General features: G+C 72.5%; 22 protein-coding genes. 10 read left to right on the top strand and 12 right to left on the bottom strand.

Translation table 11 applies throughout. The annotated features are described in order from the left end of the window. The first annotated feature begins 23 nt into the window (after positions 1 to 23). The 4 genes from ACIRPT_RS38925 to ACIRPT_RS38910 all read left to right on the top strand — a co-directional run bounded on the left by ACIRPT_RS38925 (position 24) and on the right by ACIRPT_RS38910 (position 3,214). On the top strand, positions 24 to 632 hold the full coding sequence (locus ACIRPT_RS38925) for a DUF5134 domain-containing protein (RefSeq protein ID WP_403836332.1): 609 nt from the start codon (positions 24 to 26) through the stop codon (positions 630 to 632). 127 nt (positions 633 to 759) lie between these two features. Next, positions 760 to 1,695, top strand: a complete 936-nt coding sequence (locus ACIRPT_RS38920) for a M56 family metallopeptidase (RefSeq protein ID WP_403836330.1) — start codon at positions 760 to 762, stop codon at positions 1,693 to 1,695. Between the two features lie 44 nt (positions 1,696 to 1,739). Further along, on the top strand, positions 1,740 to 2,468 hold the full coding sequence (locus ACIRPT_RS38915; RefSeq protein ID WP_403836328.1) for a phosphatase PAP2 family protein: 729 nt from the start codon (positions 1,740 to 1,742) through the stop codon (positions 2,466 to 2,468). An 11-nt stretch (positions 2,469 to 2,479) separates the two neighbouring features. Then, on the top strand, positions 2,480 to 3,214 hold the full coding sequence (locus tag ACIRPT_RS38910) for an HAD family hydrolase (protein WP_403836326.1): 735 nt from the start codon (positions 2,480 to 2,482) through the stop codon (positions 3,212 to 3,214). Here ACIRPT_RS38910 and ACIRPT_RS38905 read toward each other — a convergent pair. Both ACIRPT_RS38905 and ACIRPT_RS38900 read right to left on the bottom strand, forming a co-directional pair. Further along, positions 3,175 to 3,579 carry a VOC family protein gene (locus ACIRPT_RS38905; protein WP_403836324.1) on the bottom strand — a complete coding sequence of 135 codons (405 nt, stop codon included), beginning with the start codon at positions 3,577 to 3,579 and terminating at the stop codon, positions 3,175 to 3,177. The two genes, ACIRPT_RS38910 and ACIRPT_RS38905, sit on opposite strands and share 40 nt — an antisense overlap. A gap of 52 nt (positions 3,580 to 3,631) precedes the next feature. After that, positions 3,632 to 4,165, bottom strand: a complete 534-nt coding sequence (locus ACIRPT_RS38900; RefSeq protein ID WP_403836322.1) for a hypothetical protein — start codon at positions 4,163 to 4,165, stop codon at positions 3,632 to 3,634. 317 nt (positions 4,166 to 4,482) lie between these two features. On the opposite strand from ACIRPT_RS38900, the gene ACIRPT_RS38895 reads away from it, so the two are divergent. From ACIRPT_RS38895 to ACIRPT_RS38880, 4 genes are all read left to right on the top strand, one after another. Then, entirely contained in the window at positions 4,483 to 6,114 is a 1,632-nt protein-coding gene (locus ACIRPT_RS38895) for a 5-guanidino-2-oxopentanoate decarboxylase (protein ID WP_403836320.1), read from the top strand. Between the two features lie 97 nt (positions 6,115 to 6,211). Further along, positions 6,212 to 7,417 (top strand): Glu/Leu/Phe/Val dehydrogenase dimerization domain-containing protein, encoded by a 1,206-nt coding sequence (locus tag ACIRPT_RS38890; protein ID WP_403836318.1) that lies wholly within the window; start codon positions 6,212 to 6,214, stop codon positions 7,415 to 7,417. A gap of 256 nt (positions 7,418 to 7,673) precedes the next feature. Further along, positions 7,674 to 8,060, top strand: a complete 387-nt coding sequence (locus ACIRPT_RS38885; RefSeq protein WP_403504998.1) for a hypothetical protein — start codon at positions 7,674 to 7,676, stop codon at positions 8,058 to 8,060. Positions 8,061 to 8,088: 28 nt separating this feature from the next. After that, positions 8,089 to 9,489: a DUF2252 domain-containing protein gene (locus ACIRPT_RS38880; RefSeq protein WP_403836316.1), complete on the top strand. Its 1,401-nt coding sequence runs from the start codon at positions 8,089 to 8,091 to the stop codon at positions 9,487 to 9,489. Here the strand turns inward: ACIRPT_RS38880 and ACIRPT_RS38875 are convergent. Next, positions 9,435 to 11,012 carry an APC family permease gene (locus ACIRPT_RS38875; protein WP_403836314.1) on the bottom strand — a complete coding sequence of 526 codons (1,578 nt, stop codon included), beginning with the start codon at positions 11,010 to 11,012 and terminating at the stop codon, positions 9,435 to 9,437. The two genes, ACIRPT_RS38880 and ACIRPT_RS38875, sit on opposite strands and share 55 nt — an antisense overlap. Before the next feature lie 228 nt (positions 11,013 to 11,240). Here ACIRPT_RS38875 and ACIRPT_RS38870 point away from each other — a divergent pair, with 228 nt between their 5' ends. After that, entirely contained in the window at positions 11,241 to 11,861 is a 621-nt protein-coding gene (locus ACIRPT_RS38870) for a TetR/AcrR family transcriptional regulator (protein WP_403836312.1), read from the top strand. 12 nt (positions 11,862 to 11,873) lie between these two features. On the opposite strand, the gene ACIRPT_RS38865 is transcribed toward ACIRPT_RS38870, so the two are convergent. The 4 genes from ACIRPT_RS38865 to ACIRPT_RS38850 all read right to left on the bottom strand — a co-directional run bounded on the left by ACIRPT_RS38865 (position 11,874) and on the right by ACIRPT_RS38850 (position 15,314). Continuing rightward, on the bottom strand, positions 11,874 to 12,317 hold the full coding sequence (locus tag ACIRPT_RS38865) for a MarR family transcriptional regulator (RefSeq protein ID WP_403836310.1): 444 nt from the start codon (positions 12,315 to 12,317) through the stop codon (positions 11,874 to 11,876). 42 nt (positions 12,318 to 12,359) lie between these two features. Beyond that, entirely contained in the window at positions 12,360 to 12,821 is a 462-nt protein-coding gene (locus ACIRPT_RS38860; RefSeq protein ID WP_403836308.1) for a MarR family winged helix-turn-helix transcriptional regulator, read from the bottom strand. A 196-nt stretch (positions 12,822 to 13,017) separates the two neighbouring features. Continuing rightward, complete coding sequence (locus ACIRPT_RS38855) at positions 13,018 to 14,391, bottom strand: pyridoxal phosphate-dependent decarboxylase family protein (protein ID WP_403836306.1); 1,374 nt, start codon at positions 14,389 to 14,391, stop codon at positions 13,018 to 13,020. A gap of 164 nt (positions 14,392 to 14,555) precedes the next feature. Then, complete coding sequence (locus ACIRPT_RS38850; protein WP_403836304.1) at positions 14,556 to 15,314, bottom strand: FadR/GntR family transcriptional regulator; 759 nt, start codon at positions 15,312 to 15,314, stop codon at positions 14,556 to 14,558. 182 nt (positions 15,315 to 15,496) lie between these two features. Between ACIRPT_RS38850 and ACIRPT_RS38845 the strand changes: the two genes are divergently transcribed. After that, positions 15,497 to 16,873: an MFS transporter gene (locus ACIRPT_RS38845; protein WP_403836302.1), complete on the top strand. Its 1,377-nt coding sequence runs from the start codon at positions 15,497 to 15,499 to the stop codon at positions 16,871 to 16,873. Between the two features lie 80 nt (positions 16,874 to 16,953). On the opposite strand, the gene ACIRPT_RS38840 is transcribed toward ACIRPT_RS38845, so the two are convergent. The 5 genes from ACIRPT_RS38840 to ACIRPT_RS38820 form a co-directional block, all read right to left on the bottom strand. After that, entirely contained in the window at positions 16,954 to 19,530 is a 2,577-nt protein-coding gene (locus ACIRPT_RS38840) for an MFS transporter (RefSeq protein WP_403836300.1), read from the bottom strand. After that, positions 19,527 to 20,075, bottom strand: coding sequence for a MarR family winged helix-turn-helix transcriptional regulator (locus ACIRPT_RS38835; RefSeq protein WP_403836298.1), 549 nt, complete (start codon positions 20,073 to 20,075; stop codon positions 19,527 to 19,529). The genes ACIRPT_RS38840 and ACIRPT_RS38835 overlap by 4 nt, the downstream gene beginning before the upstream one ends. 204 nt (positions 20,076 to 20,279) lie before the next feature. Next, positions 20,280 to 21,776: an MFS transporter gene (locus ACIRPT_RS38830; protein WP_403836296.1), complete on the bottom strand. Its 1,497-nt coding sequence runs from the start codon at positions 21,774 to 21,776 to the stop codon at positions 20,280 to 20,282. 27 nt (positions 21,777 to 21,803) lie between these two features. Further along, positions 21,804 to 22,502, bottom strand: a complete 699-nt coding sequence (locus tag ACIRPT_RS38825) for an HAD family hydrolase (protein WP_403836294.1) — start codon at positions 22,500 to 22,502, stop codon at positions 21,804 to 21,806. 174 nt (positions 22,503 to 22,676) lie between these two features. Then, positions 22,677 to 24,155: an amidase gene (locus tag ACIRPT_RS38820; RefSeq protein ID WP_403836292.1), complete on the bottom strand. Its 1,479-nt coding sequence runs from the start codon at positions 24,153 to 24,155 to the stop codon at positions 22,677 to 22,679. Positions 24,156 to 24,444: the final 289 nt, after the last annotated feature.

Genomic DNA, 24,444 nt, shown 5'->3' with positions numbered 1-24,444 from the left:
CGCCGGGCGTGGGGAGGTGCTCCGTGCACGGACCGCCATTGGTCGGCTGGCTGCTGGTGCTGCTGTGCGGTGCGGCGGGTGCGTACTGCCTGGCGCGGGCGCGTACGGGCACGGCCGCGCGGCGGGGAGAGCTGCGGGGCGAGGGGCTGATGGGGCTGGGGATGGCGGTGATGGCGCTGCCCGCGTCGGCCATGGCCGCGCCGGCGTGGTCGTCCTGGCTGTTCGCCGGGGCCTTCGGGGCGATGGGGCTGTGGGCGCTGGCGCGGCGTCATGTCCATCACGCGGTGGGCGCGCTGGCGATGGTCTACATGGCGCTGGCGATGGTCCTGCCCGCGGCGGCTGCCGGAGGTGGGAGCGGCGGCCCGGCACACCTGGCGGAGATGCACCACGCGGGACCGATGGGCCAGGTGGGACCGATGAGTCATGCGGCGCCGGGCGGACTGCCGTTGCTGACCGTGGTGTTGCTCGCGTACTACACGGTCTTCGTCATCGCCGCCGGGCTCCGGCTCGTCCCCGCGGCCGTGGCGGCCGAGGGGCCGGTGGCGGCGGTGGCCGCCGGCCGGCCCGCGGTCATACGCGCCTGCCGGGTGGCGATGGGCATCGCCATGCTCGCCATGCTGCTGACGCTCTGACCTGCGACGGACGCCCCGCCGCCGGTTTCCTGGCGGAACGCGTTCTCACACCTGACGCAAGGGTGGCGTACGTCACATACATCGCGCGGCCGTACCCACTGGTAGCCCACGCTCATAGGCTGGCGCCATGATGGTCCCCCTCGCGCTGATGGTTCTCGGCGTGCTGGCCGCGGCGATGGCGCCGCGCCTGATGGCCCGTTCCGACTGGCCCGACCGCGAGCCGGTGCTCGCCCTGTGGGTGTGGCAGTGCGTGGTGGCCGGGGTACTGCTGTGCTGCGGGCTCGCGATGTCGCTGAGCGCGGCCGCGGCGTGGGAGACCGTCCGCAGCCCGGTCTTCGGGTTCGCGCCGCGGGTGGTCGTCGAGGCGTATGCGCTCCAGGCGCACGGGCCGTGGGCCGGGACGCTGGCCCTCTTCCTGGCGGGCGGTGGCGCCTGGACGGCCGTCGCGCTGACCCGCGAGGTACGGGCCGCGCGGGCCCGCCGTCGCCGGAGCCGGGCCGATCTGCTGCGCCGTGCCCCGCTGCTGCCCGGCGAGGAGCCGTCCGGCGAGCGTCTGGTGGTCCTGGAGGGCGACCGCCCGGAGGCCTGGTGGCTGCAGCAGTCCTCCCCCCAACTGGTCATCACCACCTCGGCGTTGCGCAGGCTGAAGGACCGTCAGCTGGATGCGCTGATCGCCCATGAGCAGGGGCACGCCCGCGCCCGGCACGACGTCCTGCTGTACTGCGCCTCGGCGCTGGCCACCGGCTTCCCGCAGATCCCGGTCTTCGCCGCCTTCCGCGACCAGGTCCACCGGCTGGTCGAGCTGGCCGCCGACGACTCGGCCTCGCGCCGCTTCGGCCGGCTGACGATCGCCCTGGCGCTGGTCGAACTCAACGAGGATCGCGGGGTGTTCGGCCCCTGTCCGCCGCAGCTCGCGCAGGTACCGCAGCGGGTGGACCGGCTGCTGACGCCCGCGCCCCGCTTCACGCCCGCGCGCCGGCTGCGGATGACGGCGTTCGCGGCACTGGTCCCGGCCGTGCCGCTGCTGGTGACCTTCATTCCCGGGCTGAGCGCGCTGACGTAGCGCGTCCTCGCCGCTGCCCCCGCGCGTCGGCGAGGATCGGGCCCATGGCACTTCCGGCACCGACCTCGCGCCCGGCGGCCCGCCCGCGCCGCCCGTTCGTCCGCCGTCCGTTCTTCTCCTCCGCCCTCCTCGCCCTCCTTTCCGCTCTCCTCACCGCCCTCGTCGTCGCGCGCTGGGGCCCGCTCCGCTCCCTGGACGCCTCCGTGGCGAACGCACTCCACCGGTGCGCCGTCGCCGCGCCCGCCTGGACGGAGGCCAACCGGATACTGACCGACTGGGTGTGGGACCCGTGGACGATGCGCGCGGTGCTGGCGGCGGTGGTCCTCCGGCTCGTACGGCGGGGCGCCTGGCCGCTGGGGCTGTGGGTGGCGGGCACCGCGCTGACCGGTACGGCGCTCCAGCAGACGCTCAAGGCGGCGGTCGGCCGGGCGCGCCCCACCTGGCCCGATCCGGTGGACTCCGCGCACTACGCGGCCTTTCCCTCCGGGCATGCGCTGTCGGTGCTGGTCGCGGGCGGCCTCGTCCTGTGGCTGCTGCGGCTGCACGGGACGCGCCCGCGCCTGCGGCGGGCGGCCCGGGCGATCGTCGCCGTCTCGGTCGTCGGCGTCGGCTTCACCCGTGTCCATCTGGGCGTGCACTGGCCGTCGGATGTCCTCGGCGGCTGGCTGCTGGGCGGGGCGCTGGTGGCCGGGGCGGCCGCGGCGTATCCGGCGTACGCGCGCCGGGTGGGCCGCGGGGCCGCCCGGGATTGGCCCGGCGCCGGACAGCGGTGAGGATGGCCTGCATGACCACGATCAAAGGTGTGCTCTTCGACTTCTCCGGAACGCTGATGCGGATCGAGCCCGCCGAGTCCTGGCTGCGCGCCGTCCTCGACGCGTCCGGCACCGCCATGGACGACGCGGAACTCGCCCGCACCGCGGCCGCGCTCGAGCGGGCGGGTGCGCAGCCCGGCGGCGCCTCCCCCGCCCGGCTCCCCGCCGAACTGGCCGGCCTGTGGGAGATCCGCGACCGCGATGCCGTTCGCCACCGCGCGCTCTACACCGGCCTGGCGCGTCAGGTCCCGCTCCCCAGGCCGGAGTTGTACGACGCGCTCTACGAGCGCCATATGACGCCGGAGGCCTGGTCCCCGTACCCGGATGCCGCCGAGGTGCTGGCCCGGCTGCACGAGGCCGGGATCAGAACCGGGGTACTGAGCAATATCGGCTGGGACCTGCGGCCGGTGCTGCGCGCGCACGGTCTGGACCGCTCCCTCGACCACTGCGTCCTGTCCTTCGAACACGGCATCCAGAAGCCGGACCCCAAGCTCTTCGCGCTCGCCTGCGACGGGCTGGGGCTGGCGCCGTCACAGGTCCTGATGGTGGGCGACGACCGCACGGCGGACGGCGCGGCCACCGCGCTGGGCTGCGCGTATCTGCCGGTCGACCATCTGCCGGTGGAGCGGCGGCCGGGCGGGCTGCGGCCGGTGCTGGAGCTGGTGGGTCAGTGCGCGGAGGGCGGGCGCGGGGCCAGCCACTGCTGAAGCTCGATGACGTTGCCCTCGGGGTCCTTGAGGTGGGCGACGCGCATCCGGTCCGTCATCGGGCCGGGGCCGTGGACCAGTACGGCCCCGCGCCCGGTGATCTCCGCGCAATAGCCGTCGACGTCGTCGACCCGCAGCACGACGAGCGACCGGTACCCGGCCGGCCGTGCGGCCAGATCGTCCACGAACTCCGCCATGTCCGACCGCAGTTGGAGCGCGATCCCCGCCGTGCCGCCGTCGCACAGGAATTTCGCGTACGGGCCGTCCTCGGCCTCGAACTGCGGCGCCAGTCCCAGGACATCGCGGTAGAAGCGGTAACAGCCGCGGAAGTCCTCGACGAGCAGCCGGACTTGGGACAGTTCCATGGTTTCGGTATCCCCCTCGATGCGCCGTGTTGTGGGGGTAACGGTAGCCGCCTCAGTCACTTCCGTCCCGCCAAGGTGCGCCCGCGGCCCAGTTCCGCAGCGCGGCGAAGTCGTCCGGGAGGAGGCCCTTCGTCGGGTCCACGCGGTACGGGAGGGCATGGCCCGTATGGTGGCGGGCGATCCAGTCGAGGTCGGCCGGGCCGATCTCGTCGTCGACCCAGGCGAACGGGCGTCCCGCGGCGTGCGTCAGGAGCTGCCGGGTCTTCCAGTGGACGCCGTCCGGATCGCGACGGTGCATCTGCGGCCATTGCACGGCGGGCAGTTCGGGCAGTCCCAGTACCGGCCCTATCCAGGTGTTGGCCTCCTCCTTCCAGGTCGTCGCCCAGATGAGGCGGTAGCCCAGGCCCATCAGGAGCGGCCCGTGCCCGGGATTGAGCCAGACCCGCAGCGGGCCGCGCGGAGGCTCCCAGCCGGTGGGCCGCATCCGGTGCGTGGTGTAGCCGGCGGGGCGGCGGTGGGGCTTGGCGAGCCAGGGGTTGAGGGGGCCGTCGACGTCGAGGAAGAGCAGCGGGCGGTGAGAGGTCACGCCGTGATGATGCGCCTCGGGGAGGGCGGGCGCGAGGGTCCGGGCGGGGCGCATCGCCTCGCTGCGAAGCATGCGGGCCGTCCACGCGTGAGCCCTCCGGCCGCTTTACTGAACGGCAATTCAGCAGCTTCCGTTGACAGTCCACTCAGGCGCTCCGGATACTGACTCGCGGTTCAGTTACTTCCGCCGCTGTCACCGCCTGGAGGCGCCGTGCCCCCGCTCCCCTGCGCACCGGTCCCGCTCACCCCCGAACGGTCCGGCGCCGTCGACCCGACCGCCTACGGGACCGCCGCGTACCGCACCGCGCGGGGGCTGCGGTGACCACAGCGGCCAAGCACCGCGACATCACCGGCGGCGAGGCGCTCGTCGCCGCCCTGGCCGCCCACGGCGCGGACCTGGCCTTCGGTATTCCCGGTACGCACAACCTGGAGATCTACCGGCACCTCGCCGCGTACGGCATCCGGCACCTCGCACCCCGGCACGAGCAGGGCGCCGGATACGCCGCCGACGGATACGCCCGCGCCACCGGCCGCCCCGGCATCGCGATCACCACCACCGGCCCCGCCCTGATGAACATCGCGGCCGCCGTCGGCCAGGCCTACTCCGACAGCGTTCCGCTGCTGGTCGTCTCCCCCGGCATGCCGCTGCGGCACCCCCGGCTGGCCACCGGCCTGCTGCACGAAATGCCCAGCCAGAGCGGTGCGTTCGGGCAGCTGACGGCCTTCAGCCACCGGGTGTCGTCGGTGGCGGAGATCGGTGCCGCCGTCGCCCGGGCGTTCACCCGCTTCCGTACGGGGCGGCCCCGGCCCGTACACATCGAGGTGCCGCTCGATCTGCTGACGGCCGCCGAACCGGCGGGGCCGCCGCCGCTCGCGCCCGTACCCCTGCCCGTCCGCCCGCCGCCGGAGGCGGTGCGGGCGGCGGCCGAGGCGCTGGGGAGGGCCCGCCGGCCGGCGCTGGTGCTCGGCGGGGGCGCCCACGGGGCGCGGGCCGAAGCGCTGGCGCTCGCCGAACGGCTCGGCGCGCCGGTGGCCACCACCGCCAACGGCAAGGGTGCCTTCCCCGAGTCCCATCCGCTCTCGCTCGGCGTACGCCTGCACACCCCCGCCGTCCAGAAGTGGCTGGCGGACAGCGACGCGGTCCTGGCCGTGGGCACCGAACTCGCCGAGTCGGACCTGTGGTCGGCGGCGCCCGAGATCGGCGGAACCCTGATCCGCGCCGATATCGATCCGGCGCAGATGTACGCCGTCCTGCCGGCGGACATCGCGCTGGTCGCGGACGCGCGGGAGGCACTGCGAGGGGTGCTGGACGGGCTGCGGGGGCTGCCGGGCGGGCCCCGCGAGGGACGGGCCGGGCAGGCCCCGTCGGCAGGTGCGGCGGCCGCCGTGCGCGCCGAGTCCGGCGCGGCCACCGGTGAGCGCGACGCGGCCCGGCTGCCGTACCTCGCCGCGATCCGGTCCGTACTGCCGCCCGCCACGGTCCTCACCTCCGACAGCGCCCAGTGCTGCTACTACGGCGCGCTCCCCCATCTGCCCGTCGACCCGCCCGGCCGCTACCTCCACCCCACCGGATTCGGCACCCTCGGCTACGCGCTGCCCGCCGCCATCGGCGTCAAGGCGGCCGAGCCCGAACGGCCGGTCGTCGCGCTGAGCGGGGACGGCGGGCTGCAGTTCACCGTGCAGGAGCTGGCGACGGCGGCCGGGCTGGCGCTGCCGCTGCCTGTCGTGGTGTTCGACAACGGCGGTTACGGAGAGATCCGCGACGAGATGGCGGCGAGGGGCGACGTCCCGGTGGCCGTCGACCATCCGCCGCTGGACCTGGGCGCGCTGGCCCGCGCGTACGGCGGGCACGGCGTCCGCGCGGACAGCCCCGGCGCGCTCGCCGAGGCGCTGCGCACCGCCCTGACCGTGCCGGGGCCCACCGTGATCACCGTCCCCGAGCCCCGCTAGGCCGTGTCCGACGGGTCATGGCCACCTTGCCCGACCCGTATCCGCCCGGCCCGCACCTGCCCGAGCCGCCCGCCGAGCCCGCCGAGGAGACCACCCCATGACCGCACCCTCCGCACCTTCCGCTCTCCCCGCCCCGCTCATCACCCTCACCTGGACCGACGCCCTCACCGGCCGCCGCGGCCATCTCGTCATCGACCGGCTGGTGCGCGGTGTGGCCAGCGGCGGACTGCGGATGCGGGAAGGCTGCACGCTCGAGGAAGTCACCGGGCTCGCCCGCGGCATGACGATGAAAGAGACGCTGCACTACACCCCCGGTGCCCGCTACATCCCACTCGGCGGCGCCAAGGGCGGCATCGACTGCGATCCGCACGACCCGCAGGCGTACGGCGTGCTGACCCGCTATCTGCGCGCGATGCGGCCGTACATCGAGCAGTTCTGGACGACCGGGGAGGACCTCGGCCTGACGCAGGACCTCGTCGACAAGGCGGCCGCCGAGGCCGGGCTGGTCTCCTCCATACAGGCCGTCTATCCGCTGCTCGACGACGAGGAGGCCGCCCGGCAGCGGCTCGCCGACGCCTTCGCCGTGACGGTGGACGGGATCGGGCTGGACGAGCTGGCCGGCGGCTGCGGGGTCGCCGAGGCGGTGCTGGCGGCCCTCGACCGGGACGGGACGCCGTACGAGGGGACCCGGGTCGCGCTCCAGGGACTGGGCACGATGGGCGGCGCCACCGCGAGGTTCCTGGCGCGGGCGGGCCTGGTGGTCGTCGCCGTCGCCGATGCGAAGGGGACCGTGGCCAACCCGGACGGCCTGGACGTCGAGGCGCTGCTGCGGGGCCGGGACGCCTTCGGGGCGATGGACCGAACGACGCTGGGCCCGGGTGATACGGAGCTGCCGTCCGGTGCATGGCTGTCCGCGGACGCCGAGGTGCTGGTCCCGGCGGCGGTGTCGTACTGCGTGAACGCCGCCAACCAGGTGGAGATCACGGCGCGTTGGGTGGTGGAGGCGGCCAATATGCCGGTGCTGCCGGAGGCCGAGGCGCCGCTCGCGGCGCGGGGCGTCACCGTACTGCCGGATGTGGTCGTCAACTCCGGGACCAACGCCTGGTGGTGGTGGACCCTCTTCGGCGACATCGGGGCGGACGCGGATCAGGCCTTCGCCCACATACGGGGCTCCATGCGGGCGCTGATCGGGCGGATGCTGGACCGGGCGGCGGCCGACGGCACCACGCCACGAGCCGCCGCGCATGCGCTGGTCGCCGACCGGCTGCCGGAGATCGCCGAACGGTACGGGTGCCACCGGTGAGGAGGAACGCCGGCCCGCCGGGCCGCCGCGAGGTCGCCAACTGGGCGGCCCGGGCGGGCGCGCCGCGCCTGTCGCCCGCCGGCGTACGGCCACGCTGCGAGGCCCCCTGCCACGGGCGGCGGCGCGGGCGGCGGGCGAAGATGCGGGTGCCCGGCAGCTGTGAAACCGTGGACGAAGCAGCATGACCAGCATGTCCGCCGGCGGGCTCGGGTGTCGACGGCCACGTTCTCCTTGTTTCTCGTGTGAGGAGCGGGCCATGGCCTCTCGGAATCACCTCAGCGGCTGGACGGTTCTGGCCGGGGTGCTGATGATCATCGGCGGCGTGATGGCGATCCTCGAGGGGATCGCCGCCCTCGCCCACGACCACGTCTTCCTCGTGACGCGGGACTACTTCTTCAGGTACAGCCTCACGGGCTGGGGATGGATCCATCTCATCCTGGGCGTCGTCATCCTCCTCGCGGGCTGCGCGCTGTTCAGCGGCGCGGTGTGGGCGCGGATGGTCGGCGTGACGCTGGCGGCCATCGCCGCGCTCGCGAACTTCCTGTGGATCCCTAACGCACCGTTCTGGGCCATCGTGATGCTCGCCATGAACATCACCATCATCTGGGCGCTGTGCACGGCCGACCGGCGCCGCGTGACCTAGGGCCGCTCCGATGGGTCATGGCCCGGCCATGTCCGCCGTACCGGAAGGCCCTTGCCCGCGTGAGCGCGCGGCAGCCGGCAAGGCGCTGCGCCGCGAGGTCCCCCGCTCCCGGCACGCCGAGTACGCCCCGGCGGCGGACCGCGCCGATCCGATCGAGCTGATCGAGGTGCAATCGGCGCTCCGTGTCCCGGAGTTGGTGCCCCTTCGCTACGCCCGGATGCTGGAGTCACCGTTCCGCTTCTACCGCGGCGCCGCCGCGATCATGGCCGCGGACCTCGCCACCACCCCGGCCACCGGGCTCACCACCCAGCTGTGCGGCGACGCCCACCTCCTGAACTTCCGGCTGCTGGCCTCGCCCGAGCGCCATCTGCTCTTCGACCTCAACGACTTCGACGAGACCCTGCCCGGCCCCTGGGAGTGGGACGTCAAACGGCTCGCCGCGAGCCTGGTGATCGCCGGCCGCGAGAACGGCTTCGACGAGGCCGTCCGGTCGGGCATCGTCCGTACCGCCTGCGCGTCATACCGCGAGCAGCTGCGCCGGTACGCGGGGATGCGCACCCTCGATGTCTGGTACGCGCGCGCCGACATGGAGGACGTGCGGGCCGCGGAGGCGCACTGGCTCAGCAGCATCGGCCGGGGACGGCTGGCCGGCCTCATGGACAAGGCCCGCTCGCGCGACTCCCTCCAGGCGTTCCGCAAGCTGGTCCGGGTGGACGGCGACCGGGTGCGCTTCGCGGCCGATCCCCCGGTGATCGTGCCGCTGACCGACCTGCTCCCCGGTGTCGAGGGCGACGAGATGGCGGAGGTGCTGCGCGGGCTGATCCGCAGCTATGCGCGCAGCCTCCGCTCGGACCATCGCCACCTGCTGGAGCAGTACCGGGTGGTCGACATGGCCCGGAAGGTCGTCGGGGTGGGCAGCGTCGGGACCCGCTGCTGGGTCGTACTGCTTCTGGGCAAGGACACCGACGACCCCCTCCTGCTCCAGGCCAAGGAAGCCGACGAGTCCGTCCTCGCCGCGCACACCGCCCCGAGCCGCTACGCCAACCAGGGCGAACGGGTCGTGGCGGGACAGCGGTTGATGCAGGCCACCAGCGACATCTTCCTCGGCTGGGAGCGGGCCACCGGCTTCGATGGCCGTCAACGCGACTTCTACGTACGGCAGTTGCGGGACTGGAAGGGCATCGCCGAGACCAGGATCATGGTGCCGCGGGGCATGCGGCGGTTCGCCGCGCTGTGCGGGGCGACGCTGGCGCGGGCGCATGCGCGAAGCGGGGACCGGATCGCGATCGCCGCCTATCTCGGCCAGGGCGACGCCTTCGACCGGGCGCTGGCGCAGTTCGCCGAGCGGTACGCCGACCAGAACGAGCGGGACCATCAGGCGCTGGTGGAGGCGGTCGGCGCGGGCCGGGTCACCGCCGTACCGGGCTGACGCCGCCGGCCGCGCGCCCCGAGCGCCACGAAAACCACCCCCACCACCACGAAGAGCAGCAGCGGCACGACCTGACTGAGGGTGTACTGGAGCCGCTGCCCCGCGAAGCTCTCGGGCAGCGAGGCGGCGGGCGTACCCGCGGTGCCGAACCAGCCGACGCCGAAGCCGGGCCAGATGAGCACCACGACGGTGAAGGCGACCAGCCCGGTGGCCAGTACGGTGACCGCCCATGCCCCCGCCCGGCCGCCGGGTACGCGGTACGGGCGCGGGGTGCCGGGGAAGCGGCGCCGCAGCATCAGCAGGCTGGGGAAGGTGATGACGTAGGAGATGAAGGTGGTGCTGATGGTCAGCCCGAGTCCGGCCGCGAAGTACTTCTCGCCGTCGCCGCCGGTCAGCCGCAGCGCGACGACCAGCAGGACGGACGCCAGGGCCGCGGAGAGCAGATTGACCCGGACCGGGGTGCCGTGGCGCTCGGAGAACTTCCCCAGCCAGGCCGGTCCCGCGCCGTCCGCGCAGGCGACGGCCTGCGCCCGGTGGGCACCCATCGCCCAGGTGACGCCGCTGGTCAGCACGCCGACGATGAGTCCGGCCGCGGCGACACTGCCGAAGAGCGCGCCGAAGCCGGTGAGGGTGACCGTTCCATCGGCCGCGACCTCTCCCCCGTAGACGGTGAACACCGCCTTGCAGGCGTCGATGAAGCCGCCGAGGCTGCCGATGCGGTCGCCGGGCAGGACGAAGAGGATCCCGAGGATCGGGCCTCCGTAGAGGACCAGGGAGGCCATTCCGGAGCGGAGGATGGCCAGCGGGATGTCCCGTTTGGGGTGGGTCATCTCCTCGGCGGCGGTGCTGGGGAGTTCGAAGCCCACGTAGTTGAAGATGAGGACGGGGACGAGGGCGACGAAGCCGGTGTAGGTGGGGGCGAAGTCGTCGGCGGGAAGCGGGTGCACGCCGTGCCGGAGGGCGTAGACGATCACCGAGACGAGGAAGAAGCCGAGGAGGACGATCCGGGCGACGGCCCCCGCGATGGGTACCCACTTGCCGACGCGTACGGACCTGACGACGGCCAGCGCCCCGGCCCAGATGAACGCCAGGCCGGCGGCGTACTTCCACGGCCCCGGCAGCGGGGTGAAGAACTGCTCCCAGGTGGTCAGGGCGATGATGCAGAGACTGCCGCCGAGCCAGACCGGGTTGGAGAGCCAGTACAGGACCTGGTTGACGCCGGCGATCTTCCGCCCGAAGGCGAGCCGGGTCCAGACGTAGGGGCCGCCCTCGACCGGGAAGGTCGAGCCGAGTTCGGCGACGAGCAGGCCGTAGGGCAGGAAGAAGGCGACGGCCAGGACGGCCATCCAGGTCAGCCCCTGGGGTCCGGCGGCGGCCACCGAGCCGATGGTGTCCAGGCCGACGAGCGTGCAGACCAGGAAGAAGAAGACATCGCGGCGGCGCAGGTCCTTGCGGAGCCGGGCCCGCTGTTCGCGCCAGCCGGCGGACAGATCGGGCGGGTTGGCTTCGTTTGCTGGGGTCACGTACACGACCTCCTACGGGCGCGGCAGGGCACGGCGACCGGTCCGGACAGTCCTGGAACTCCAGAACTGACTGAACGTGCAGTCAGTAAGAGCAGACTGTGGACGGCGCCACCGGAGCCGGTCAAGGGGTCGTTCGCAGGTTTGTCGGCGAGCGGTTCCGCGGGTGCGCCACCGGACTTCGCGACCGACGGCGGCGACGGCGCCCGAGGCACTGAGTAGGGTGACGGCGTGGCGAGAGTACGGTTGAGCGTGGCGGAGCGGCGCGAGGAACTGCTGCGCGCGGCGGTCGGGCAGATCGAGCGGCGCGGGGTCGCGGCGCTGCGGGTGGCCGATGTCGCCGCCGAACTCCAGGTGAGCAACGCCCTGGTGCTCTATCACTTCGCGACCAAGGAGAAGCTGGTCGCGGCGGCCTTCCAGTACGCGGCGGAGGCCGATCTGACCCATCTGCGGTCACTGCTGGACCGGCGGGGCAGCGCCCTGCGCCGACTGCGCGCCGCGCTGCGCTGGTACTCCCCCACCGGCCAGGCCAAGGGCTGGAAGCTGTGGATCGAGGGCTGGGCCGCGTCGCTGCGGGAGCCCGCGCTGCGCGAGGTGGCACAGGATCTGGACCGGCAGTGGAAGGCGGCGCTCGCCGAGGTCATCGCGCAGGGCGCGGCGGCCGGCGAGTTCGGCTGCGCGGACCCCAAAGGCGCGGCCTGGCGGCTGACCGCACTGCTCGACGGCTTCGCCGTACAGACCATCACCTACGAGGGCGGGCTGCCGCGGCGGACCATGCAGCGGTGGGTGGACGAAGCGCTGACCCGCGAACTCGGCCTCGGCACCGGGGAAGGCGCCGAGGCCGCGGGCTGAGGCGCGGCCCCGTCAGGCGGTCAGCGCCGCGAGCTCCGCGTTGGCGCGCTCGGCGACCAGGGCGAGGACGCGGCCGGCGGCGGCCAGGTCCCCGGCGGGTATCCCGCCCCAGATGCGGGCGCTGATGGGGGCGGTCTCCGCGCCGATGGCGGCGAGCAGCTCGCGCCCCGCGTCCGTGGGGCGAAGGTGCGCGCCGTCCGCGACCAGCAGCTGCCCGGCCAGCAGCTCGTCGAGGGTGACGCGGATGTCGGCCGGATCGGCCTTGAGGGAGCCCTGGACCTGGCTGACGAGATCGTCCGGCGTCTGCGGTGCGTCGGCGGTGACGGCGGCGCGCAGGGCGACCTGCTGCGGGAACGTGCTGCCGTGCCGGGCCAGGACGCGGTCCAGGACGCCGCGGGCGGCGTAGTGGGCCAGGCCGAGGGCGCGGGAGTCGGCGACGGGTGCGGTGGTGGTCATCGGGTGGTCTCCTGAGTGCTCTCGTCGTTCGGTACGGATGGATCAAGAGGATGGATCAAGAGGTACGTCGAGCAGGGTGGTCAGCTCGGCGGTGAACGCGCGCGTCCGCGCGGCGTCCAGGCCGCCGAGCGGCTCCAGCAGCCTCTGCAGCAGTTCCTGGACCACCGCGACGGCCTGCCGCGTGACGGCCTGGCCCTGCTCGGTGAGGGCGAGCTGTACGGCGCGGGGGTCACGGGGATCGCGGGTGCGCTCGATCAGACCGGCCGACTCCAGGGCGCGCGCCAGCTTCGAGACGTACAGCGCCTCCAGGCCGGTGTGGTCGGCGAGTTGACGCTGACTGGGCCGCTCGCCGGCGCGCTGCATGCCGTACAGCGACGCGACCAGCGAGTACTGCGCGTGGGTGAGGCCCAGCGGAGCCACCGCGCGATCGACCGCGACGCGCCACTTGTTGGCGAGTCGCCATACCAGGAAGCCGGGCGTGGGGCCCGGTGCACCGTTGCTCATGGCAGATAGATTACATGGCTACTATGTCCATGGCTACTATTTTCTGGGGGTGAACAGCGGACCCGACTCGGCGCCACGGTGGGACGGGCCCGTTGGCGGGGGCGGATCGCGCGGGAGGAGCACGCGCGATCCGCGGTGACCGCATCCGGCCGGCTGCGGGGGCGTCCGGGCCGGTGCGGGGCGGGCGGCGGGCGGCTCAGTCCTCGGCGACGAGGGAGTCGAGGATGCCGCGTACGGTCTCCCGGGTGATGCCGGGATGCAGGAAGGCGAGGCGGGCGACGGTCTCGCCCTCCCAGACGCTCGGGGTGATGAAGGCGGCGCCGGAGGCCAGCAGTCGCTTGGACCAGGCGTAGTAGTCCTCGGGCCGCCAGCCGGCGCGCCGGATGAGGACGATGGTCAGTTCGGGCTCGCGCAGCAGCTCCAGGCCGTCGGTGCGCTCCACTTCGCGGGCGGTCCAGCGGGCGATGTCCGCGCCGTGGGCGACGGCGTCGCGGTAGGCGTCGGTGCCGTGGACGGCCAGCGAGAACCACAGCGGCAGGCCACGGGGGCGGCGGGTGAGGTGATACGCGTAGTCGCTCGGGTTCCACTCGTCGGGGCCCGCCCCGTCGGCGCCGTGGATGGCGTCGAGGTAGGAGGCGTCCTGGGTGTGGACGGCCCGCGCCAGGTGCGGTTCGCGGTAGAGCAGGGCGCCGCAGTCGAAGGGCGCGAACATCCACTTGTGCGGGTCGACGACCAGCGAGTCGGCGTGCTCGATGCCGCGCAGCCGGTCGCGCAGTCCGGGGACGAAGAGGGCGGCGCCGCCGTAGGCCGCGTCGATGTGCAGCCAGAGGTTGCGGGCGCGGGTCTGGTCGGCGACGCCCGCCAGGTCGTCGATGATGCCGGCGTTGGTGGTACCGGCGGTGGCGACGGCCGCGACGACGGGGGCGCCGCCGTCCCGTTCGGCCGCGTCCAGGGCGGCCCGCAGGGCGTCCCCGGTGAGCCGGTGGTCCTCGGTCGGGACGACGAGCGCCTCGACGCCGAGGATGCGCAGGGTGTTGCCGACGGAGGAATGGACCTGGTCGCTGACCGCGATCCGCACCGGGGCGCGGTCGTCGAGGCCGAGCCGGCGCCGTCCGGTGTCGCGGGCCACGACGAGGGCGGAGAGGTTGCCGGCCGAGCCGCCGCTGACGAAGCAGCCGCCCGCGCCGGCCGGCATCCCGGCGAGGTCGGCGAACAGCCGCAGCACCTGGTTCTCCGCGGCCACCGCGCCGGAGGCCTCCAGCCAGGAGACGCCGTGCAGGGAGGAAGCCGAGAGCACCATGTCGAACAGGGCCGCGGCCTTGGTGGGGGCGCCCGGGATGAAGGCCAGGAACGCCGGGTGGTCGCAGGAGACGACGGTGGGCTCCAGATCCTCGGCGTAGGTGCGCAGCACGTCGGCGGGCGGGCGCGGCCCGGAACCTATCGCTTCCTTGAGCGCTACGGAGAGCTCGCCGGCGTCGCCGAGGCGGCCCAGCGGCGGGGCATCGAGCCGGAGCCGGTGCAGGAGGTGCTGCATGACCTGCTGGGTGAGGTCCTCGTCGTAAGCGTGCACGGGCGTGTCTCCTGATGGCGCTGTGGGTCCGATTATTTGGATCCCGTCTGGATCCATTTCTCGGAGCGTAAGCGTCCGCGACGCGATGCGTCAATCGAGGACGGGTACGGCGGGGGCGGGGGCCCGGGGCGCGGTGGCCCGCGGGCTTCCCGGCCGGGCGCCGGCTACTCCTGCGCGGCGAACTGGTCGAGGACCGTCAGGAACTGCCGGTGCGATTCCCGCAGATGGTCGCGCATCCGGGCCTCCGCGGCGACACCGTCCCCCGCCAGTACCGCGAAGGCGATGGCCTCGTGCTCCTCGCGGAAGGCCAGCCCGAAGTCCCCCGCGGTCGGATAGACCCGGCTCCAGTCCGAACCCAGCCACAGGGCGTTGCCCGCCACGAACATCTCGGCCCGCGCCCGGGTCACCGCCTCGGAAAGCACCTCGTTGCCGCCCGCCGCGGCGATCCCGAGGTGGAAGCGGGTGTCGATGCGGTGATACGCGCCCAGGTCCTCGACCTTGGTGTCGAGCATCGCCACCAGCTCGCGGCGCACCGCGCCCGCGCCCCGCTCGGCGGCCAGCCGGGCCGCGTACGGCTCGATCGCCTGCCGGTATTCCATGTAGTCGCGCAGCGCGGCCCGGATGCCGGCGGTGACCGCCACCCGCGCGCTGTCCCCGCCGGGCCGGGCCGGCGCCACCCGGGTGCCGCCCGAGCGCCCGAGGGTGGTGGTGACCAGGCCTTCTTCGGCGAGCTCGCGCAGCGCCTGGCGGACGGTGTTGCGGCCCACGCCGAAGGCGGCGGCCAGCTCCCGCTCCGGCGGCAGCCGGTCGCCGGGCCCGAACCCGCCCAGCGCGATGCGCTGCCGCAGCGCCTCGGCCACCACGGCGCGCGACGACGTCTGCGCCGTGCCGTTCGTCAGCTCCTCGGAACCCTCACCGTTCACAGCCGCTCCCCCTCGGAACATGGCACGCCTACAACGCACTCCATGTTATTGGACTTGCGCCGGAACCTATTGACACCGGGATCGCCTGCTCTTAGCGTCACCTCAACATTTTTGGATCCCAAGCAAGCCCATTGAATCTGCCCCCGCCGACTTCCTTGGGTTCCGCCATGAGGAGCGTCAACATGAGCACAACCGCAGGTGCCCCACCCGGCACCGGCACCGGCACCGCGAAGCGGTCAGGCCCCTGGAAGATCGCCACCGCCTCGCTGATCGGCACCAGCGTCGAGTGGTACGACTTCGGGATCTACGCAACCGCCGCCGCCCTGGTCTTCCCCGAGCTGTTCTTCCCCGAACTCAACCGGGCCCTGGGCACCCTGATGTCCTTCGCCACGCTGTTCGTCGGCGCCCTCGGCCGCCCCCTCGGCGCCATCGTCTTCGGCCACATCGGCGACCGTTACGGGCGTAAGAAGGCGCTGATCTGGTCGCTGGTCCTGATGGGCGGCGGCACCGTCTGCATCGGCCTGCTGCCCGGCTACGGCACCATCGGCGTCGTCGCCCCCGTACTGCTCGTACTGATCCGGATGGCACAGTCGCTCGCCATCGGCGGCGAATGGGGTGGCGCGGTGCTCTTCGCCGTCGAACACGCCCCGCCCCGGCGCAAGGCGTTCTTCGGCTCGTTCCCGCAGGTCGGCGACGGTGTCGGCTACTTCCTTTCGACCGGCGCGTTCGCCGCGATCGCCCTCCTCGGGCACGACGCCCTCGTCGGCTGGGCCTGGCGCATCCCCTTCCTCCTGTCGGCCGCGCTCGTGCTGGTCGGCCTGCTGATCCGGTCGACGATGGAGGAATCCCCGGAATTCGAGGCCGCCCGGGAGTCCGGCGCCGCCACCGAGAAGCGGGAGACCCCGGTCGTGGCGGTGGTACGCGATGCCTGGCGGACCTGGCTGCTGGCCTCCGGCGCGTTCCTGATCACCGTCGGCGGCTACTACATCGTCGTCACCTTCATGTCGACCTACGCGGTGTCCGATCTCGGCTTCAGCGACTCCCAGGCGGCCGGCGCGGGCACCGCGGCGTCGATCGTGGTGATCGTCTGCACCCCACTGGCCGCGCTCGCCGCCGACCGCTTCGGCCTGCGCAAGGTGACCCTCACCGGAATCCTCCTCCACCTCGTCGTCGCGTTCCCGATGTTCTGGCTCGCCGAATCCCGCTCGGTGGCCGGGCTCTGGCTCGCCATGTGCCTGCCGATGCTGGCCAGCACCATCGCCTACGCCGCGATCGGCACCCTTGTCTCCGGCTGGTTCACCCCCCGCACCCGCTACACGGGCCTCTCGATGAGCTTCCAGACCGCCGGGCTGCTGGGCACCCTGGCCCCGGCCGCCACCAGCTGGCTGTTCACGTCGTTCGGCGATTCCTGGACCCCGGTGGCCCTCGCCTTCGCCGCCATGGCCCTGGTCAGCGCGGTCTGCCTGATGGCCGCCAGGCCGACGGACGGGGCGGCGGACGAGGCTGCCCCGGCGGATGTCCCGGACGCAGACCGGCAGACGAAGACCGTCACAAGCTGAACCGAACCGGCCCTTCACGCACGGAGCGCCCGGCCGGGAAACCCCGGCCGGGCGCTCGTGTCATCTGCTCGGCTGAGCCGTCAGATCACCGGGTCGTGCCCCAGCTCGATGTCGAACTCGCTGCGTCCGGTGCCCTCCAGGCGCAGCGGCCGGGCGGCCGGCGGATAGCCGGAGGCGATCACGGTGAACTCGCCGCCGTCGAGGTCGGTGAAGACATACTCGCCGTCGCGGCCGGTGGTCGCGGTGCCCACGACGTTGCCCGCCGGGTCGAGCAGCGTCACCCGGGCGTCCTCGACCGGGTTGCCGTTCGCCGCACGCACCACGCCGCGTACCCGCGCGCCGTGCGTCAGCCGGATCTCGTACCAGTTACGGGTGCCGGAGACGACCTCGACCTGGAGGGCCGAGGGGCGGTGGCTGTCGGCACTGACGGCCAGCGTGTAGCTGCCCGGGACCAGTTCACCGAAGGCGAAGCCGCCGTCCTGGCCGGCCAGGCCCGAGGCCACGACCTCGCCCCGCACATCGGTGGCCACGACCAGCGCGCCGGGCACCGGCTCGTCGCCCTTCCCCTCCCGGACCTCGCCGGAGAGCCCCGCCGAACCGCTCAGGGTCAGCTCGAACCGCACCGGCTCGTTCCCGACGACGACGGTCGCCGCCTGCGGCTGCCGGGATCCGGCGGAGCCGATCAGCACATAGGTGCCGGGTCCGGGGACGGGCAGCTCATAGCCGCCGTCCACCGACGTCGAGGCGCGGCCGAGCTGCCGCCCGCCGACGTCGATGAGGGTGACCACGGCCTGCGCCACCGGGCTGCCGTTGCCGTCGCGTACGGATCCCTGGATGACGGGACCGGCCGGCGTCTCCCCCACGGCGGCCACGGGGACCGGCTCGGGGGGAGCAGCCTGAGCGACGGTGTCGTCGATCGCGGCATCGGCCGCCGGCACGTCCGTGCTGCCGGCGCCCGGCGCCTGGCCGTTCGCCTCCGCCTCCGCCTGCGCCCGCGCCTGGAGGCCGGAGATCTGCCGCAGCGGCACCTCCTTGATGAACAGCACCAGCAAGAAGGCCAGCGCGACGACGATGGCGCCCATCAGGAAGACGGTGTGCATCGAGTCGGCGAAGCCGCGCTTGAACGGCTCGGCCAGCCGCGGGTCGAGGTGCTGGATGAACGACGAGTCGCTGAGCACCCCGGAGGAGTTGCCGCCGCCGGAGCCCTTGAGCATGTTCAGCACCGGCTTGTTGGCCGGGTCGTGCAGCACCGACGGGTCGTGCAGGGCCGCCTGGAAGCGGTCGGTGTGCATGGCGTCCTTGAACGCCGAGGAGATCTTGTCGCCGACCGTGCTGAAGAGCACCGACAGGAAGACCGCGGTACCGACGGTGGCGCCCATCTGCCGGAAGAACGTGGACGAGGCGGTCGCCACGCCCATGTCCCTCGCCGGCACGGCGTTCTGCACGGCCAGTACGAGGGTCTGCATGCAGCCGCCCAGGCCGAGGCCGAAGACGAGCATGTAGATCATGGATTCCCACAGCGGCGTGTCCCACTGGACCCGGAAGTGGAAGAGCAGCATCGCCGCGACCATCAGCACCGTGCCGACGATCGGGAAGATCTTGTAGCGGCCGGTCTTGGCGGTGATCTGGCCGGACGCGATGGAGGCGATCAGCATGCCCGCCATCAACGGCAGCATTTCCAGGCCCGACTTGGTGGGGCTGGCGCCCTTCACGATCTGGAGGTACTGCGGGATCATCAGCATCCCGCCGAACATCCCCATGCCGATCAGCACGGACAGCAGGCTGGTCATGCTGAAGGTGCCGTTGCGGAACAGCCGCATCGGGATCAGCGCGTCATCGCCGATCCACCGCTCGACGAAGATCCAGGCGATGATGCCGACGGTGCCGACGGCGTAGCAGACGATCGAGTTGGTCGAGCCCCAGCCCCACTCGCGCCCCTGCTCCGCGACGAGCAGCAGCGGTACGACGCCGATGGCGATGGTGAGCGCGCCCCACCAGTCGATGCGGTGGTCGCGCCGGGTGTGGGGGATGTTGAGCACCTTGGCGACGACGAACAGCGCGATGATGCCGACCGGCACGTTGACCAGGAAGACCCAGCGCCAGCCCGTGATGCCCAGCAGCTGGTCCTGACCGGCGAGGGCGCCGCCGATCAGCGGGCCGGCCACGCTGGAGATCGCGAACGTACCGAGCATGTAGCCCTGGTAGCGGGCGCGTTCCCGCGGCGGGACGATGTCACCGATGATCGCCAGCGCCAGCGACATCAGACCGCCGGCGCCCAGGCCCTGGACCGCGCGGAACGAGGCCAGTTCGGTCATCGACGTGGAGAACGTGCACAGCACCGAGCCCGCGACGAAGATGGTGATCGCGGCCAGGTAGTACGGCTTGCGGCCGTGCAGGTCGGACAGCTTGCCGTAGAGCGGCGTGGCGATCGTCGAGGTGATCAGGTAGGCGGTGGTGGCCCATGCCTGCTGGCTGAGGCCGTGCAGATCGTCGGCGATGGTGCGGATCGACGTGCTGACGATGGTCTGGTCGAGCGCGGCAAGGAACATCCCCAGCATCAGACCGCTGAGGATGGTGAGGATCTGCCGGTGGCTCAGTCCCCCCGAGTCGGATATCGCCGAGGGTTCCGCCACGGGTGGCGAGGTGGATGTGCTCATTCGTGTGTGTCTCCCTGCTCCACGGTGGCGCCCTGGTCTCCCCCTGGGAGCTGCCGTGCGTGTTGTTCTGCCAAGTCCTCGTTGAGCCGGCCCAGCAGCCGGATCAGATCTGCCCGGTCCTGCGGCGGCCACGGCTCCAGAAGCGCGGCCAGTTCCGCGTCGCGCTGACGCCGGTAGTGCGCGAAGGCGACGCGCCCCGCATCGGTTGCGGTCAGCAGCGTCCCGCGGCGGTCCTCCGGATCCGGACGCCGGGCGACCAGACCCCGCTCCACCAGGGAGCGCACCTGACGGCTGACCGTCGAAAGATCCAGGAACGCGTCCGCGGCCAGATCGGTGGCCCTGCGGTCGCCGCCGACCACGAGCCGGGCCAGCAGCACCCGGTCCGCGGCGCCGGCGTCCTTCTTGGCGCGCTGCTTCCATGCCGCGATCAGCCGCGAAAAGCGGACGATCTCCGTGCCCAGCCCGGAAGCCGCCTCAGCGAGCCCCGACGCCGCCGTGACCTGCGGGCCCGTCTGGTCACCGGAACGGACCGTGCCGTTGCCCATCGTCGTGATCCCCCGATAAGTCTGTCGGTAGCCCTGTCGGTCCGATAAGAATATTGCTTGTACCTAGCAAGTCTAGCCTCGCCCGGCAGTGTGACGGACCACCCCCTCCGGCTCCAAGGGTCCGGACCGCGAACCGGTCCGGACCCCACGACGGCCTGACGGCCGGCGTTCGCCGATCTCCCCGTGCCGCCCCTGCCGCCCGCTTCAGGACACCGCGGCCAGTCCCCCGGCGGCCGACCGGCGACGGGCCAATTGGGCCGCCCCCGCGCTGAGCAGCGACAACACCGCGGAGATGCACAGCACGATGCCCAGGGCGCCGGCCGAGAGCTGCGCCGAACCTCGCTCCGCGAAGGAGAGATAGACGCCTCCCAGCGTGGCGACCCCCAACGCCCCGGCGAGCTGGGCATTGGTGCTGATCACGCCGGAGAGATCGGCGGCGTAGCGCTCCGGCAACGCGAACGTCATCGCGCTGATGAGGGAGTTGGAGCTGATCCCCAGCCCCAGACCACCCAGGCCCAGCAGGACGAACATCAACGGTCCGGAACGCCCCCCGGCCAGCAGACAGACCCAGATCGCGACGTACCCGACGGCCAGGACCAGACAGCCGATCGCCGGCATCACCGCCCTGCTGCGCTCCGGGGTCCGGGCCAGCAGCGGACCGCCGAGGCCGAAGGCCGCCACCCAGGAGACCATGGCCAGACCCGCGTACGCCGGGCCCCGGCCCAGGCCGTCCTGGAGGTAGACCGCCAGGACGAACAGCAGGGCGAAGTACGTCATGGTGGTCGCGCCGTGCGCGCACAGCCACCAGCGGACGGCCCGTTGCCGGATCACCTCCTCGGCTATCAGCGGCCGCCCGCCGCGGACGGACAGCGCTCGCTGGCTCAGCCGGAAACCCGCCAGTGCGGGCAGGCTCAGCCCCAGGCACACCCACGTCCAGGCCGGCCACCCCTGATCCGTGCCGAGCAGCAGCGGCACGATCAGGAGCAGGACCGCCGCGGACAGGAGCACCATCCCCCGCAGGTCCAGTTCCTGTGCCTCGCGGGCCCTTTCGTCCCTGGGCATCATCCGTATCGCCGCCGCTATGAGCAGCACCCCCACCGGGACATTGATCAGGAATATCGGACGCCAGCCCGTACCGAAGATGTCCGCCGCGATGAGCACACCGCCCAGCGCCTGCCCCGCCACGGCACCGCCGGACAGCGCGATGGCGTAATAGCCCAGGGCCTTGATCCGCTGCCGACCGGGGAAGTGCAGCTGGATGCCGCTGAGCACCTGGGGAACCATCAGTGCCGCTCCAGCGCCTTGGACGACCCTGGCGATGATCAGTACAAGAGAGTCCGGTGCCAGGGCACAGGCGAGCGACGCCCCGGTGAAGACGGTCATCCCTATGTTGAAGATCCGGCGGTGCCCGTGCAGGGAACCGAGCCGGGCGCCGGTCACCAGGAGGACGGCGTACGCCACCACATAGCCGGAAATCACCAGGCCCGCCTCGCCGCCGGAGGCGCCCAGATCGCTCTGGATCGACGGCGCGGCGATATTCACGATCGCGGTGTCCACATTGGCCATGAACTGTGCCGCCAGAAGCACCGCGAGCAGCCGCCATCTCCGCGCCGGGCTCTCGCCGTCCCGGGCGCCGGGACGCGGCGCGATGACGTGACGGGGGGCTTCCCCGCTTTCCGTACCAGGGGGCTGTTGTTGCATGGTGAGGCCAGTCCTTGTGAGAGAGCGTCAGGCGGTCGCGTCGACCGGAAACGGCGGCCAGTCGACCGCGGTGAGATCGGGGACCACGAGATCCGCGGCCCGGAGAGCCGCGCCGGTGTGCGTCGTCGTGATCCCCACACAGGCCAGACCGGCCGCCCGGGCGGCCGCCACACCGGCGGGCGCGTCCTCGAAGGCCACCGCCTGCCCCGGCTCGACCCCCAGCGCCGCGCAACCCGCCAGATAGCCCTCCGGATGCGGCTTCCCCCGGCTCACGTCCTCGGCGGTGATCATTGCGGCGAAGAGATGCGCGCCCCCCACCAGGTCGAGCAGGGCCCCGGCGTGCTCCCGCAGCCCGGAGGTGACCACGGCCATCGGGACCCCGTCGGCGTACAGCCTCTCCACCAGTGCCCCGGCTCCCGGCACGGCGTAAGGGGGCGGCATATCGGCGCCGTTGAGATATCCGACGGCCTCGTCGAAGAGCTCCTCGACCGTGCTGCCCGGGAAGCGGTGCGCATGATCCCCCAGGGCCTCCTGGCCGCGCCGCCCGACGAAGGTGGCGAGCAACGCGTCGTCGACGACCAGGCCATGGGCCTCGAAGAGCCGGGTCCAGGCGGCACGGCTGCGGTGTTCGGTGGCGATGAGCGTTCCGTCAAGGTCGAAGAGCGCCGCTCGGGCCGCCGCGGGCAGGGGCTCGGGCTGCGGCGCTGCGGAAGAACCGTGGGTCATCAGGGAATTTTCCTTAAAGGCTTAAGGGGTCGTCTCGCCCTGTGGGGGCAGACCGGGTCGGTGAAGCGGGTGCGGCCAGTAGGGCTGGTAGGGCTGGCGATGCCGGTAGGGCCGGTGGGGTGGGTGGCTGGTGGACGTGGGGCTGGTGGTCACCGGTGCGGCGGGGATGCCGGGTCAGCCACGCTCGCGGAGCGAGCCCTCAAACTCCTGGTAGAGGCCCTGCCACGGCGACTGCCTCTGGAGAGCGACGGCGCCTCGGACCACCGCCGCGTCGTTGTGCCGGCGCGCGGCGATCTGCAGGCCGACCGGCACGCCATTGGCCGCCCGCCCGACGGGGACCGTCGCGGCGGGGCTGGCTATCAGGTTGAACGGGCTGGTCAGCGACCAGCCGACGAAGGGGTCGACCTCCTGACCCCCGACCCGGCACGGTCCGACGGTGGTGCGGGTGTCGTCGTTGGGGATCCCCGCGACGGAATTCACCGGGCTGATGACGAGGTCGAACTCGTCGAAGAGGTCCTCAAAGACATCCAGCACCTTGGTGCGCACCAGGTCACCCAGCCGGAAGTCCACGGCGCTCAGTGCGGCGCCGGTACGCACGCTCGCCAGATAGTGGGGGTCGACCACCCGCCCCTGTTCGCCGAGCAGATCGATCCCCTGGCTCCGGCTGACCTCGGCGGACTCCGCATGGCAGAGGGACAGATAGCGGCGCCACATGGCGGTCAGCTCCGCATGTGGCAGGGGAAGCCGGAAGTCGACCTCCGTGACCTCGGCGCCGGCCTCCTTGAACGCCGGCAGTGCGGCCCGCACGAGGGATTCGACTTCCGACTCGACCGGATAGCCGCCGAGGTCGGGGCTGTAGGCCACCCGCAACCCCGCCAGCGAGGGCGTCAGGGCCGAGGCGAGCGACCCGTGCAGCGGGAAGGAATACGGGTCCCTCGGATGCGGCCCCGACATCAGGTCGAGGCCGAGGACCGCATCCTCGACCGTACGGGCCAAGGGGGCGTAGCAGACCATCGGGTTGAGCCTGCGGAAGGCGTTGGGCCGGGCCGGCACGGCCACCCGGCCGAAGGTGGTCATCATCGTGAACACGCCGCAGAAGGCCCCGGGCACCCGGAGCGAGCCGCCCGCGTCGGACCCCTGCGCGAGTGGGACCATTCCCGTGGCGACCGCCGCGGCGCTGCCGCCGGAGGACCCGCCCGCGTTCATGGCCAGGTTGAAGGGCGTGGAAGTCGGCCCGAACAGGGCGTTGTCCGTGGTGGCCTTGAATCCGAACTCGGGCGTATTGGTCTTTCCGACCACGATCGCACCGGCCTTCACCAGCCGGTCCACGCACATGATCGTGTCCTGTGCCACCTCCTCGGCGAACAGCCTGGAGCCGCGTGTCACCCGGACGCCCGCAACCGGGTCAAGATCCTTGACGCCGATCGGCACGCCGTGCAGCGGGCCCAGCTCGGCCCCCGACGCCACTGCCCGATCTGCCCTCTCCGCTGCGGCGAGCGCCTCGTCATGGCAGACGGTCACGAAGGCGTTCACCGCGGGGTTGAGGAGCTCGATGCGATCGAGACTCGCCTGCACCGCTTCCGTCGCCGAGAGCTCACGCTTTCGGATGAGCTCAGCGATCTGAATAGCCGTCAGAGAAGCTGCGTTGTCCATGAATCCGGCCCTTCTCGAGAACGCTGCGGGCACAGGCGTCGCTACGATCGGCGCCCAAGAGCCCCCCGAACTCTCCGAACTCCTCCCGTGCTTCCGGCCTCCTCCCGCCGTCACCTCAAAGAACACCGGACACCGATCACGGGTTGCAGCGGCCACGACGGGGCCGGGACGGCCGGCCACAGACGACCAGTCGCAGACGACCGGTCGCAGACGGACGATGACCGATGTCCAATGACCTCGTGGCCCATGACTGATGACGCATGACCGACGGAAGACCGCGGTACCGCGG

It is taken from the genome of Streptomyces sp. NPDC101227 (assembly GCF_044767545.1).
Lineage (GTDB): Bacteria > Actinomycetota > Actinomycetes > Streptomycetales > Streptomycetaceae > Streptomyces.
Note: the sequence above shows the minus strand (reverse complement) of the source record. Positions and strands in the feature narration are given on the sequence as shown.

Bases quoted from the DNA above. Each gene is read 5' to 3' on its own strand.
- ACIRPT_RS38890 (WP_403836318.1), top strand. From the start codon at position 6,212: ATGACCGCACCCTCCGCACCTTCCGCTCTCCCCGCCCCGCTCATCACC.
- ACIRPT_RS38860 (WP_403836308.1), bottom strand. From the start codon at position 12,821: ATGAGCAACGGTGCACCGGGCCCCACGCCCGGCTTCCTGGTATGGCGA.
- ACIRPT_RS38835 (WP_403836298.1), bottom strand. From the start codon at position 20,075: ATGGGCAACGGCACGGTCCGTTCCGGTGACCAGACGGGCCCGCAGGTC.
- ACIRPT_RS38920 (WP_403836330.1), top strand. From the start codon at position 760: ATGATGGTCCCCCTCGCGCTGATGGTTCTCGGCGTGCTGGCCGCGGCG.
- ACIRPT_RS38865 (WP_403836310.1), bottom strand. From the start codon at position 12,317: ATGACCACCACCGCACCCGTCGCCGACTCCCGCGCCCTCGGCCTGGCC.
- ACIRPT_RS38825 (WP_403836294.1), bottom strand. From the start codon at position 22,502: ATGACCCACGGTTCTTCCGCAGCGCCGCAGCCCGAGCCCCTGCCCGCG.
- ACIRPT_RS38910 (WP_403836326.1), top strand. From the start codon at position 2,480: ATGACCACGATCAAAGGTGTGCTCTTCGACTTCTCCGGAACGCTGATG.
- ACIRPT_RS38915 (WP_403836328.1), top strand. From the start codon at position 1,740: ATGGCACTTCCGGCACCGACCTCGCGCCCGGCGGCCCGCCCGCGCCGC.
- ACIRPT_RS38880 (WP_403836316.1), top strand. From the start codon at position 8,089: ATGTCCGCCGTACCGGAAGGCCCTTGCCCGCGTGAGCGCGCGGCAGCC.
- ACIRPT_RS38830 (WP_403836296.1), bottom strand. From the start codon at position 21,776: ATGCAACAACAGCCCCCTGGTACGGAAAGCGGGGAAGCCCCCCGTCAC.
- ACIRPT_RS38905 (WP_403836324.1), bottom strand. From the start codon at position 3,579: ATGGAACTGTCCCAAGTCCGGCTGCTCGTCGAGGACTTCCGCGGCTGT.
- ACIRPT_RS38840 (WP_403836300.1), bottom strand. From the start codon at position 19,530: ATGAGCACATCCACCTCGCCACCCGTGGCGGAACCCTCGGCGATATCC.
- ACIRPT_RS38885 (WP_403504998.1), top strand. From the start codon at position 7,674: ATGGCCTCTCGGAATCACCTCAGCGGCTGGACGGTTCTGGCCGGGGTG.
- ACIRPT_RS38845 (WP_403836302.1), top strand. From the start codon at position 15,497: ATGAGCACAACCGCAGGTGCCCCACCCGGCACCGGCACCGGCACCGCG.
- ACIRPT_RS38820 (WP_403836292.1), bottom strand. From the start codon at position 24,155: ATGGACAACGCAGCTTCTCTGACGGCTATTCAGATCGCTGAGCTCATC.